This window comes from Kluyvera sp., from assembly GCF_047971185.1.
GTDB lineage: Bacteria > Pseudomonadota > Gammaproteobacteria > Enterobacterales > Enterobacteriaceae > Kluyvera.
Genome location: NZ_JBKDZH010000065.1, coordinates 61,731 through 74,880 on the forward strand (window position 1 = coordinate 61,731; position 13,150 = coordinate 74,880).

General features: G+C 53.3%; 9 protein-coding genes and 2 tRNA genes. 2 read left to right on the plus strand and 9 right to left on the minus strand.

Features of this window, described 5'->3' with window-relative positions; all coding sequences use genetic code 11:
• Window positions 1–310 precede the first annotated feature (310 nt).
• The 3 genes from ACK5JN_RS17945 to mtfA form a co-directional block, all read right to left on the minus strand.
• Window positions 311–1,579 (minus strand): tyrosine-type recombinase/integrase, encoded by a 1,269-nt coding sequence (locus tag ACK5JN_RS17945; RefSeq protein ID WP_416871397.1) that lies wholly within the window; start codon window positions 1,577–1,579, stop codon window positions 311–313.
• A 161-nt stretch (window positions 1,580–1,740) separates the two neighbouring features.
• A tRNA-Asn gene (locus tag ACK5JN_RS17950) sits at window positions 1,741–1,816 on the minus strand.
• 100 nt (window positions 1,817–1,916) lie between these two features.
• A complete protein-coding gene (gene mtfA, locus ACK5JN_RS17955) occupies window positions 1,917–2,711 on the minus strand; it encodes a DgsA anti-repressor MtfA (protein ID WP_416871419.1) in 795 nt (264 codons plus the stop codon).
• A gap of 93 nt (window positions 2,712–2,804) precedes the next feature.
• Between mtfA and ACK5JN_RS17960 the strand changes: the two genes are divergently transcribed.
• A tRNA-Ser gene (locus ACK5JN_RS17960) sits at window positions 2,805–2,894 on the plus strand.
• 326 nt (window positions 2,895–3,220) lie between these two features.
• Window positions 3,221–3,850: a helix-turn-helix domain-containing protein gene (locus tag ACK5JN_RS17965; RefSeq protein ID WP_416871398.1), complete on the plus strand. Its 630-nt coding sequence runs from the start codon at window positions 3,221–3,223 to the stop codon at window positions 3,848–3,850.
• Between the two features lie 40 nt (window positions 3,851–3,890).
• Here ACK5JN_RS17965 and ACK5JN_RS17970 read toward each other — a convergent pair whose 3' ends face one another.
• The 6 genes from ACK5JN_RS17970 to ACK5JN_RS17995 all read right to left on the minus strand — a co-directional run bounded on the left by ACK5JN_RS17970 (window position 3,891) and on the right by ACK5JN_RS17995 (window position 12,824).
• Entirely contained in the window at window positions 3,891–4,274 is a 384-nt protein-coding gene (locus ACK5JN_RS17970; RefSeq protein ID WP_416871399.1) for a hypothetical protein, read from the minus strand.
• Between the two features lie 187 nt (window positions 4,275–4,461).
• Complete coding sequence (locus tag ACK5JN_RS17975; protein ID WP_416871400.1) at window positions 4,462–5,442, minus strand: LacI family DNA-binding transcriptional regulator; 981 nt, start codon at window positions 5,440–5,442, stop codon at window positions 4,462–4,464.
• Between the two features lie 18 nt (window positions 5,443–5,460).
• The gene (locus tag ACK5JN_RS17980) at window positions 5,461–6,363 is read right to left on the minus strand and encodes an ROK family protein (protein ID WP_416871401.1); all 903 of its coding nucleotides are present in this window, start codon (window positions 6,361–6,363) and stop codon (window positions 5,461–5,463) included.
• Between the two features lie 184 nt (window positions 6,364–6,547).
• The gene (locus ACK5JN_RS17985; RefSeq protein ID WP_416871402.1) at window positions 6,548–8,998 is read right to left on the minus strand and encodes an autotransporter domain-containing protein; all 2,451 of its coding nucleotides are present in this window, start codon (window positions 8,996–8,998) and stop codon (window positions 6,548–6,550) included.
• 606 nt (window positions 8,999–9,604) lie between these two features.
• Window positions 9,605–11,254 carry a class I fumarate hydratase FumA gene (fumA, locus tag ACK5JN_RS17990; RefSeq protein WP_416871403.1) on the minus strand — a complete coding sequence of 550 codons (1,650 nt, stop codon included), beginning with the start codon at window positions 11,252–11,254 and terminating at the stop codon, window positions 9,605–9,607.
• 55 nt (window positions 11,255–11,309) lie between these two features.
• Window positions 11,310–12,824, minus strand: coding sequence for an anion permease (locus ACK5JN_RS17995; RefSeq protein ID WP_416871404.1), 1,515 nt, complete (start codon window positions 12,822–12,824; stop codon window positions 11,310–11,312).
• Window positions 12,825–13,150: the final 326 nt, after the last annotated feature.

The following is a 13,150-nucleotide window of genomic DNA, read 5'->3' on the forward strand; positions in this document are numbered from 1 at the left end:
TTCACTTAACTGAAAATCTTGAATGTCTGCTTCTGGCACACAGCAGTCGTTCAGATGTAAGGTCTTACCCTAAGTAAATCTAATGAGGCAAATTTAGTTGGCGATGGTCAAATAATCTGCAAACGGTCGCCAATTAAAATGCAAATGGGTAGTCAAGTCCGATACAATGATGCATGCGCGGCCATGCTGTAATCACTAAACGGTATGAAACCGGGGAGATGGCCGTGTTTCTACATACCGGTTGAATGAACAATGCCGTACCTGCACAGGCTGATACGGCTTTTCTGATGATCTTATTATGTCCGATGCGTTATGCTACTTTGTGCTTCTCTTCTTGACCTTGGATATAAGGCGGTACATATGCCTCCCGGCAGGTATCCAGATAATCCGACCACCACTGCATCATCGCCTTACGGGCTTCCAGATGTTCGGCCTTATGAATGTATGCCAGACGCACGGTATTGCGCTCCTGATGACTCATCTGGCGCTCTACAGCATCCTGCGACCATAAACCGGACTCCATCAGGGCGCTGCATGCCATTGCCCGGAACCCGTGACCGCAGATATCCTGTTTAGTGTCGTATCCCATGAGGCGCAGTGCCTTATTCACGGTATTTTCACACATCGGTTTATATGGATTGTGGTCGCCAGGGAAGACCAGCTCACCATCACCGGAGATATCCTTAATCCGTTTCAGAATGGCGATGGCCTGTTCTGAGAGGGGGACGATATGAGCAGTGCGCATTTTAGCTCCGCGCCCGGAATAACGTACGCCTGCAATGGCTTCGCGTGTCGCGGGTATCGTCCAGACCCGGTTTCTATAATCAATCTCTGACCAGCGTGCAAAGCGCAATTCACTGGAGCGAATGAACACATGTAACGTCAGCAGGACTGCAAGCCGAGTGAGTTCCCGTCCTCGGTGATAACCGTCAATCCGTTCAAGCAGTTCAGGCAGCCGCTCCAGTGGCAGGGCGGGATAATGCCGTCTGACAGGAGGGGAAGTCACCCCGTCAAGGTTTGCAGCCGGATCAATGTCGATTAATCCCTGGTGAACCGCATGACGCATGATGCTGCAAAGGTGTTGCCGCGTGCGGGACGCAACTTCAAGCAGTCCTTTTTCCTCAATCCCTTTCAGCAGGCCAATGAAATGCCAGGGTTTAAGCTCTGAGACTGACAGGTGGCCGATAACCGGAAATACATGATTGTTCAGGCTGGCAAGCAGACGGTCAGCGGTGTTCTGCGACCATTTTTTATTACTTTTATGCCACGCCAGTGCCACGATTTTAAATACTTTCTCCGGTTTGTACGCTCCGCGTTCAACTGCCCGCTGCTGTGCCGGGTTGATGTTCAGCGCCAGCATCTTACGGATACCTTCGCGCTGCTGGCGGGCATCAGACAGGGAGACGGCAGGATAGGCACCCAGTGCAATACGGGATTCTTTACCGTTAATACGGTACTTGAGATACCAGTGGCGGGAACCGCCCGGTTTGACCAGCAGATACAGACCGTGGGAATCGGAGACTTTAAAGGGTTTATCAGTGGGCTTGAGAGTGCGGATTTTCGCGTCGCTAAGGGACATATGGGGGTCACTCCATTATCGAACTAACCTGACCCCAGATTTGACCACCAATTTTTCCCGATGCGGAGGGTAAAATCAAAATGCACCGGGAAGAGTTATCACGCTAACCTGTTGAATCAACATCATATGAGGATTCGAAAGGATGCATGAAAGCAGGAAATTGGCTCCTCTGACTGGACTCGAACCAGTGACATACGGATTAACAGTCCGCCGTTCTACCGACTGAACTACAGAGGAATCGTGTGAACGAGGCGCATAGTACTGGCCACGGATATTTGTGTCAACACTAAATTTAAGCTGCTGATTCAATTGGCTGAATTTAGCACAAGCTGTTGTTTTAGTGTACTGCCGGGGGATTTCCATCCTGCTGGTTATTATCGCGTAACCGTTGCAGCGGGTCCTGGCCGTAGAAGCCGCAGAAACGCTGCCACAGCGCCGGGAAACGCGGGGCGAAAAGTTCAGGGGCGCTGAAAAAATATTCAGAGAGCACTGCAAAGCATTCTGCCGGATCGGTCGCCGCATAGGCATCGATGCTGGCGGCATTTTCGCCAACTAAATCAATCTCATCCTGAATATTGTTCATTGCCGCGTGCAGATCGTGTTCCCAGCCTGCCACTTCACGCAGAGGGATAAACGGCACGCCGCTGGCGCGATCGCCGTTGCGCGTGTCGAGCTTATGCGCCACTTCGTGAATAATCAGGTTGAAACCGGAGGCATCGAAAGAATCCTGAATATCGAGCCAGTTCAGTACGATGGGCCCCTGCTGCCAGCTTTGGCCGGACTGGACCACCCGCTGGTTATGCACCAGCCCGATATCGTCCTCCCACTCGTCATCGACGATAAACGGGGCAGGATAGATGAGAATTTCATGAAAGCCGTCGAGCCACTCCAGGCCAAGCTCCATCACCGGCAGACAGAACAGCAGCGCAATTCGCGCTTCGGTGACGGGTTCAACGGTCAGCCCCTGTAAAAACACCATCCGCTTTTGCTGTAAGAAACGGTCGGCAAGCTGAACCAGCTTCACCTGCTCGTCCATCGACAGATTGGCTAACAGTGGAATCGCCAGGGCCTGCGCCCATGGCAAATCGGCTTTTTCGGCAGTGTCACTCGTTTTCCAGGGCCATTTAATCATCATTCTGCTCGTAAACTCGTCACTTGAACGCAATTGAAGAGACTGGGTCTGTTAAAATGCCAAAATACCTGGCATGATGGCAACCATCAAAACGGAGAGATGCCGGAGCGGCTGAACGGACCGGTCTCGAAAACCGGAGTAGGGGCAACTCTACCGGGGGTTCAAATCCCCCTCTCTCCGCCACTATTCAATCACTTACGCCCTAACGTTTCAACGACCACCATCACACTTGGCATAGTGTAGGTCTACTTACCCATCCTGAATTCCGCTATCAACATACTCTGAATCTTCGTGCGCTGATCTCTGCGCTTTTCCGCGGGCGTCGTCCAGTAGCCGTTTCTGAACCTTAATTCTTTGCTGGCATGCCAACGGTGCGGTTTGTTTAAATTTGTACAAATTAAGGCTTTCTTTCAACGCGCGGCATATGCGTAAATACTTAAATGTGCAATTTTTACGGACATCCTGTTGCGCTCTACACTCATAGGGAAGAGAACTAATCAGGTATTTCTATGCATATTTTACCGCCTATCCGCCCGGAGCAGAGCATCCAGCGTTTGACGGCCCTGCTTGAGCCGATTGCCGAAAAGATGAAGGTAGTGCCGCGTAAGCGCATGACCTGGACACACAAAAACCAGCCGCAGCTTTACCTCTTTCTTGACGGCGAACTGTCGATTCTCAGAGCCTCTGACGGCCTGTTGATTGTCACCGTTTACGATCCCCACCTGTTTGGCATTGCCGAAATGATCCAGCCTGTACGTGGTCATTTGCTGCGCGTAGAAACCGAGTCAACGATATTACGTGTTGATGCCAATGCGGCGATGGAGGTATTTCGTGAACAGGGCGTCTGGGAAGACGTTGCCTCGTTGCTGTCATACCACACGGCTTACCTGTTTTACCGCGATGCGCTGGTAGTACAACAGCGTACTTATTCGGTGATTCGCAACCATTTACTGGAAATGAGCCAGCTGCCGGAAGAGACGCGGATGCGGGTGTCGATTCTGGAATATATTCAGGAACGTACGCACCTCTCACGCAGCAGCGTTTTAAATGTACTCTCGGCGCTGAAGAGCGGAGGGTATATTAGCTTTAAACGCGGCGGTTATTTAACGGAGCTAAATACTTTACCTGAGCGTTTTTAACCCATAATAATGCCTAGCCCCTCTCATTGCTGGAGGGGATTTAACCTTGAATCAAAGGCTTAAGCGCCTCATTCACCTTCTGTAATCCGCTGGCATTTTGTTCTTTCAGATAGTAATTATTCATCAGTTGAATCTGATCAAGCTTTGACAGTGAAACATAAACCCGGTGTGCCTCGCTGTGCTCATCAAATATTTCGGCGGTTTTGACGTCAGTAAGATAATCCGTTTTCAGGTTAAGTGCCGTAGTATCAAGAATGCGTTTATTTTGCTGGTAGATTGCGGCCATCGCCGCCGTATTTTCCGATGGCTGACCATTCTGGATAACAGGAATCTGAATAGCATTAATTTTGGTTAAAGCGGCCGGTGGCTGTGAACTGCAGGCGCTGAGGAACGCTGCAAAGAGAATAAGAGAGAGCTGACGCATGATGTTTCCTGGGGTTTATTATCATGGCGTTTATTATCTTTTTTCACTGCGGAGCGGCGAGCGTTGATTTATCCATTTTTAAATAATGAGCGTGCTTGACGGCCTGAGGCGGTTAGCGTCTTTTGATTTTGTTGCGTCAGGAAAAGGTGTGCGAATGACTGATGCCAGCTTCGCACACTGCTAAACATTATGCGCCCGAGCTGGCCCGTACCACTAATTCCACCGGCAGCAGTAGGCTGGCGTCCATTTGTCCATTCAACAAGATCCCCAGCGCCTCACGCCCCAGCCGCTGCTTATCGACCGCAATGGTGGTCAATGGCGGCTGCGACCATGCGGCAGGTTCAATATCATCAAACCCCACCAGCGCCACATCTTCCGGCACGCGTAGCCCACGCTCTGCGCACACCGTTAACACCAGCAGTGCGGTCGCATCGTTGTAGGCAAAAATGGCATCCGGCGGCTCGGTGAGATCGAACAGTTCGTTAATGGCTCGCACCAGCGATTGCTCGGTATCTAGCTGCGGCAGGGCGATGGCCTCATACTCCGGCGGCATCAGCAGCTGTGCGTCATACAACGCCTGTCGATAGCCTTTTTCTCGCTGCCGGATACTGTAGTGGGAAAGGGTGCTGGCGAGAAACGCAATCCGTTTACGGCCCCGATCCAGCAGGTGACGAGTCGCGAGATAGCCGCCCTGCATATTGTCAGGGTTGATGCATGGAAGGCCCGGCGACCAGAGATCGACCAGGACTAGCGGTAGCTTTAACTGTTCCAGCATAGCCATCAGCTCAGGCTCGAAAAAACCGGCGCAGATCAGCGCATCGGGCTGGTGAAGCATCACCTGATCGGCCAGCGCGTCACCGGGACCGGTCGCCAGAAAGCTCAGCGCAATTTCCTGCTCGCGACATTCTGCCTCGATGCTGAGAAACAGCGGTGAATAGAAGGGCAGCGCGCGGCTGATATTGTGCTGGCGATGCAGCAAAAACAGCACGCGCTTAATTTTGTCGCTGCGCAGACGGGAAAAATCATATCCCTGCTGCTCGGCTGCGGCGATGATACGCTGCCGAGTCTCTTCGCGCAGGCCCGGCTGGCCCTTCAACGCGCGAGAGACCGCGCCGGGCGACACGCCGCACGCGGCGGCGATATCGCGAATTCTGACTGCTTTAGCCATCTCACTCCCACTATTCGGTTATCGACGTTGTTCTCCCAGCCAGGCCGCGCCGCGCACGCCGCTGCTGTCACCGTGAAGCGCCTGCACGACAGGGGTACAGCACTGCTGGCCAAATACGTACTGCGCAATGCGATCCTGCAGGCCGGTATACAGCTGAGGAATATTCGACACCCCGCCGCCGAGCACGATGGCATCGGGATCGAGCATGTTGATCACTCCGGCCAGCGCGCGAGCGACCTGATCCTGATAGCGATCCCACAACGACGCGACGGCCGCATTGCCTGCATTCAGTTGGGAAATAATATCCGGTACCCTATCATGTTTACTAAATTTCTGAAAATACTGTCGTTGCAGGCCGCTGCCGGAGATAAAGCTCTCGATGCAGTTAGTTTGCCCGCAGTAGCACACGTCGCTGGCGCCGTCTTTCTGCGGATGGTAGTGGGGGAGGACGTTATGCCCCCATTCACCGGCGCAGGCGTTCGGGCCGGTAATCAAGCTGTTATCAACGCACAGGCCGCCGCCGCAGCCGGTGCCTAAGATCACGCCAAAGACCACGCCGTAACCCTTACCCGCACCGTCGATGGCTTCAGACAGCGTAAAGCAGTTGGCGTCGTTGGTGACGGCAACGGGCATTTCCAGCCGTTGTTCAAGGTGCTGGACAAACGGTTGCTGATTCAGTACCAGAATATTTGAGTTTTTGATGAGCCCGTCGCGCCCCGCAGCGCCGGGGATCCCAAGCCCTACGGAGAGCGATGGCTGCGTGGCTTCTCGCGCGTCGCGAACGGCGCCGATAACGGCCTGAAAAAATGCGTCATAGCTTTGTTTTGGCGTGGCATAGCGTTGGCGATATACGATTTCGCCGCCGTCATCCAGTACGACCGCCTCAATTTTGGTGCCGCCGATATCCAGTCCTAATCTCATGGTTGCTGTCCTGTTGCATGTCGAGTGATACACAGCAGTGTAGATAATTTGTTTACTATACAAAAGAATTTCGTGCGAAATTTGTGAACTAAAGATGTGGATAGGCCATTGCAGAAGGAAAAGGGAAAGGCAGGTTATTTAGTAGATAAAATCAGGCCCTGAATAATCAGGGCCTGGAGGCTAATTAGAAGTGATAGCTTACGCCAGCCTGTACGCTGGCGTCGTTGTCCACATCGCCGGTGCCGAAGTACACACCGGTATTCAGCGAGAAGTCTTTACCAATGGTGGTATTGATCCCTGCGCCGAAGATACCCATCGTCGCGTTATGGCCGTTAGTGTTGTGATAGTCCGCCGCTTTGATGTCGGTGTTATCGCTAAACTCGGTCTGATAGCGCGCATCCAGCCATGGATACAGCTCCACGTTTTTATTGAGATCCGCCAGTTTGGTGGTCACACGCATACCCACGCCGGTGTTCCATTCAGATACCTGGCTGTCGCCGAAGGTAATGGCCTGATCGGAGAAGCCGTCTTCCTGGGCTTTATCCCAACCGAGGGTGGCGTACGGCTGAAGGACGGTTTCACCCGGCAGCACGACGTTGACGCCGGCACGAGCCTGGGTGGTGTACAGGTTACCGTCGGAGGAACCGTTCAGCGCCTGGGTCATACCGGTAGTGGCGTTGCTGACGTTGTTTGCCGAGGTGGAGTAGCGCATATCGCCATAGCTGAAGCTACCGTCAACGAACATGCCCCACAGGTTGTCGTGCAGAGACTGCTGCCAGCCGCCGTACACGCTGTAGTAGTTACCATAGACGCTGTCGCTGAAATTGTTGCTGCCGTTACCGGTGCTGCGATCGCGGCTGCGGGTCCAGCCCAGCGCAATACCGCCGGTCAGGCTGTCGCCGTTGCCCAGGTGGGACGTCCAGTCCACGCCGCCCTGAACGCCCTGCGTAACGTCTTTATAGTCAACGTCATCGCTGTACTCGCCGTTCTGGTAGAGGAAGTCACCCCAGACCTGCGCGCCGTCAACGCCGTGGCCGAACAGGTTTTGCAGGTGCACCTGGTTGAGGCGGTTGGCCAGATCGTCGGTGATCATGCGGCCAGCCTGTTTCGCCGCGTCCAGACCGGCAATCATGCCCTGCACGTCGCTGGACAGATCGCCGCGAGAGCTGCTGAACAGCACGTTGTAGGTCTTGTCTGCAGATGCCTGCAGCCCGGTTGTGACGGCCTGCTGCTCTTGTTGCGTCAGGCTGTTGTTGTAGTTGTACGCGCCGTTACGGCTTTCAACCTGCTGCTCACCGTTGCTGAAGGCGACTGACACCGCATTGGATGGGCTGCTTGCGTTGGTGGTAAAGGTTGCGACCGCCACATTTTGCTGGTTAGCCGTGCTCATTGAGGTGTTGGTCACGACCAGATTGTTGTTCGCCGTCGCGCCAACGGAGCCCAGGTTAACCAGGCTGTCGGAAGACATATTCACCTGTACGTTATTACCCGTGGAGTTGGTGACATACAGCGTAGAGCCTGATTGAATGTTCCACGTGGTGTTATCCTCAATAGTATCAACGGTCAGGTTGTTGTTACCGGCGGTATTCACGGTTTCGAAGCTAGCGATAGACCCATCCACTGAGCTACCCGCATCCAGGGAAAGCGTATCGGCCCCCGCACCGCCGTTGACGGTGCCCTTCACGTGAGAATTATTCGCTAAGGTGATGGCGTCGTTACCCGAACCGGTGGTGATGCTGCCGTTGACCGTGGCGTTATTCAGCGCGACAGTGGTATTTCCTTCGTTTTCTGCATTAATGTCGCCCGTCAATGTGCTATTGCTCATGGTTACGGTTGCAGCGCTGTGATCGGCGAGGATAATATCGCCGGTAACATTGCTGTTTCCGCTCATGTTCAGGCTGGCGGTAGAACTGCTGCCGGTGCCTACCATCGCAATATCACCGGTAACTTTACTATTGTTCAGCGTAACGCTTGAAGCCTTCTTGCCGGATACGCCCATGGCGATGGTGCTACCGTTCAGCAGAGTATCAATGGCGGACGCATCGCTATTGCCAGCGATATTATCTTCAAAATATTTTAAAAGCGTTTTGTCTGTCGGTTGGCTGACCGAGCCAACGACAGTACTATTCTCCAGGGTAATGGTATTATTGCCCCCATTACTCATAGCATAAATGGCTCCCGTTGAACCATTTGTGCCGCCAATCGAGCTGTCGGACATCGAGATATTATTATCCCCGCCAGTGACCGCATACACAGAGCCCATCAGCGTGCTGCCATTTTTGATGCTGATGTTATTGGTACCCGCGTTAGAACCGGAGTCGACAAAGATTGCCGCGCCGTCCATATAGGCTTTATTACCCTGGGCAGGTTTGTAACCATAGGCAGTGCTGTCGTCTTCGCCGTTTAAGGTCGAATGATTGATGGCCAGGTTAACGTTGGTGGAATCGCCGCTGGCCTTATTGCCCGCTTCAATCATATCGGTAGTTGCATTATTCAGTGTTACGTTTTTTGTGCCAATATATCCTGCCTGAATATAAGTGTCAGACATATTGGTACCGTTAACGGTTAAGGACTGCGTATCGCCTTTGGTTTGATCCCACAGATAGATAGCGTTGTCATTATTCTTATCGCTCATGACCGCAGAGCCATTATTATTGACAAACATCAGATGTGTACCGTTTGGTCCCGGTTGGTTTGTCACATCCTGAAAACCACAGGTCGTTGTTGATGTGCTGGTGCAGGGATCGGTTTGGCCCGCGAGCGCTGAGCCTGACATCGCTGAAAGAGACAGAAGAATGCACTGTGAAAGCAGTGTCAATCGAGCTGTATGACGCATTTTGTTGTCCTTAATATTATATGGGGATAATGACGGACAGAGTATTATTCGAATTGATGATTTTATTAATTTGATAAATGTAATGTTGTATATTTAATGAGTCGATACGTTGAGGGGGCTGTTTACGCGCTGAGTCAGTGTTCAGACCTAATATTATATTTATGTGGTGAATGATTTTGTGTGCTATGCGGACGTGATTGCCACGTTTTAGTCGATTTAATTATCGTTTAATTATAAATGATTTTTGGCTTGCGCTATCTGGTCGCAAATTGATAAATACATTGCGTTGCGTTTACAGATAAATTGTTCAAGGTTGAAATCTTTACTTACCGTTATAAAAAAGCCAGCATCGGGTAGATGCTGGCTTTTATCGGCGAAATGTATTAATTAGCGAGGATTGGCGCGTTAACGCTGAGTGCACCCCGCGCACTGCTTATTCTGAATCTGCTGAAAGAAATCATTCCCTTTATCATCGACCAGAATAAACGCCGGGAAGTTTTCCACCTCGATTTTCCAGATAGCCTCCATCCCCAGTTCCGGGTAGGCCACGCACTCCAGGCTCTTAATGCTGGTTTGTGCCAGTACCGCCGCCGGGCCGCCGATGCTACCCAGGTAGAAACCGCCGTGCTTATGGCAGGCGTCGGTCACCTGCTGGCTGCGGTTGCCTTTCGCCAGCATCACCATGCTGGCACCGTGTGACTGCAGCAGATCAACGTAAGAGTCCATGCGGCCAGCGGTGGTCGGGCCTAAGGAGCCCGAGGCATAGCCTTCTGGCGTTTTTGCCGGGCCAGCATAGTAGATGGGGTGGTCTTTCACGTACTGCGGCAGTTCTTCTCCGTTATCCAGCAGCTCTTTGAGTTTGGCGTGCGCGATATCGCGGGCAACAATGATGGTGCCGTTCAGCGACAGACGCGTAGAAACCGGATGTGCGGAAAGCTGCGCTAAGATCTCGCTCATCGGCTGGTTGAGGTTGATGCTGACCGCATTGCCTTCACCCTGCTGACGCAGCGCTTCCGGGATGTACTGCGCCGGATTGTGCTCCAGTTTTTCAATCCAGATACCGTCGCGGTTGATTTTCGCCTTGATGTTACGGTCGGCGGAGCAGGAAACCCCCATGCCGATTGGGCAGGACGCACCGTGACGCGGCAGGCGGATAACGCGGATATCGTGAGCGAAGTATTTACCGCCGAACTGCGCGCCGAGGCCGAGGTTGCGCGCCTCCTCCATTAACGCCTGCTCCAGATTCACGTCGCGGAACGCCTGACCGTGCTCGTTACCTTCGGTCGGCAGACTGTCATAGTAGCGGGTGGAGGCCAGTTTGACGGTTTTCAGCGTCGATTCTGCGGAAGTCCCGCCAATAACGAACGCAATGTGATACGGCGGGCAGGCCGCCGTGCCGAGCGTGCGCATTTTCTCGACCAGGTAGTTTTTCAGTTTGGCCGGGGTGATCAGCGCCTTGGTTTCCTGGTAGAGATAGGTCTTGTTCGCCGAGCCGCCGCCTTTAGCGATGCACAGGAACTTGTACTCATCGCCATCGACGCTGTAGAGATCGATCTGCGCCGGCAGGTTGGTGCCGGTGTTCACTTCTTTATACATGTCCAGCGCGGCGTTCTGCGAGTAGCGCAGGTTGTCAGAGATGTAGGTGTTATAGACGCCCTGCGACAGCGCGGCTTCATCGCCGCCGCCGGTCCAGACGCGCTGGCCTTTTTTACCCATAATGATGGCGGTGCCGGTGTCCTGGCAGGTTGGCAGCACGCCTTTCGCGGCGATGTCGGAGTTACGCAGGAACTGCAACGCCACATACTTATCGTTTTCGCTGGCTTCCGGGTCGCTGAGAATCGCGCCGACCTGTTGCTGATGAGAAGGGCGCAGCATAAACGCCGCATCGTGGAAGGCCTGCTGGGCCAGCAGCGTTAACGCTTCAGGGGCCACTTTGAGGACCTCCTGGCCGTCAAACTGGGCCACGGAAACGTGTTCGCGGCTCAGCAGATAGTATTCGGTATCGTCATGAGACAGCGGGAAGGGGTCCTGGTAGACAAACGGTTTGTTCGACATAGCTCTTCACTCCATAAAATAAAACCGCCGGAGGTTGCCCGCCGACGGTTATGAATCAGAACATCATAGACATCCACGGGTAGCCGATAACCAGCAGGGCCACCAGGAAGATGCCGCCAAAGATGGTGCCGAGGCGCCAGTAGTCTTTGGTCGGCAGATAGCCGCTGCCGTAATAAATTGGGCTTGGGCCGGTACCGTACGGGGTGATAATCCCCATGATACCCAGCGAGGTCACCATCAGCAGCACGAACACTTCCATATTCATACCCGGAATGGTGGAGGCGATGGTCAGCATCGCCGGCAGCAGCGCGGTGGTGTGTGCGGTGGTGCTGGCAAACAGGTAGTGCAGCAGGTAGAACGCCAGCAGCAGCACGATAGTCGCTACGCCCGGTGAGATACCGCTCATCAGAATGCCGCCTTCTTTACCCAGCCAGCCGATAAAGCCGGTGGAAGAGAGGCCGTCGGCGAGGGCGACCAGCGTGGCAAACCAGACGAAGGTGTTCCATGCGGCTTTATTGCCGGTGATGTCGTTCCACTCCAGCACGCCGGTCCACAGCATCAGGCCGATAATCAGCAGGGCGGCCATCGCCGGTTCAATCCACGCGGCGGCGAAGATCCACATCATCAGTGCGCTGCACACAAACACCAGCAGCAGAATTTCGTTACGCGACAGTTTGCCCAGTTTCTCCAGCTCACGCGCGGCCCACAGCGGCACCTCATCGTTCACTTTGACTTCCGGCGGGTAGAACCAGTAGGCCAGCAGCGGCATGGTGAGAATCAATAGCAGGCCCACCGGCAGGAAGGCGATAAACCAGGTGCCCCAGGAGATGTTGATACCCACGATGCTTTTCACCAGCGCCAGCGCCAGCAGGTTAGGCGCCAGGGCGGAGAGGAACATTGAGCTGGTGATACAGGCGGCGGTGATGGCCACCCACATCAGGTAAGAACCGATTTTACGGGAGCTTGGGTCGTTAGGCTTCGAGCCATACAGCGGTGGCAGGTTGGCGATAATCGGGTAGATGGTCCCGCCGCTGCGCGCGGTGTTAGAAGGCGTAAACGGTGCCAGCAGCAGGTCGGCCAGGGTGATGGCGTAGCCGAGGGTCAGGCTGCGGCGGCCCAGATATTTCACCAGAACCAGCGCCAGGCGGCGACCGAAGCGGGTTTTATCATAGCCGGCGGCAAACATGAAGGCACCGAAAATCAGCCACACGGTCGAGTTGCCAAAACCGCTGACCGCCCATTTAAAGGACGCGCCTGCCAGCTTGAATTTTTCGTCAGCCAGCTGTTCCGGGCTAAACAGCACCCACTGGCTGCACAGGGCGATGACCACCACGCCGGTCAGGCCAATCACGGCACCCGGCAGCGGTTCGAAGATCAGGCCGACGATCACGCCGACGAATATAGCGAAGTAGTGCCAGGCATACGGCGGAAGCCCGTCAGGAACGGGGACGAAAAGTAACAGCACGGCCACGATAATGGGCAGTGCCATCATCAGAAGGCGGTTTTTATTACCGTCTTCCGGTTTACTCACCGGTGTCGGCGAGTGCGATGTCGCAGATTTCTCGTTCATATTACGCTTCTATAAGTAGTTAATAATTCGATTTGCCAAAAAGTGCCGTGCTGCTTTTTTTAGTTTTTTTACTTTATTTAGATTTCAAAAGTACTGCCGGCAATTTTGAGTATGGGTAACTAACGCTATTTTATTTAGCGCTGGTTTGAAAAATTCTTATATTTATATAATGCGCTTTTGATGACTATTACAATTGATCGCGATCAAAAAAAGACAAGCGCGGCGTTATTTTTATACCGGCTTGAATAACCCTATAAGGTTATAGGTTATTAAGCCTGCTACAATTCCTAAAACCCTATTTGTAGTATATTATTATGCAATGAATC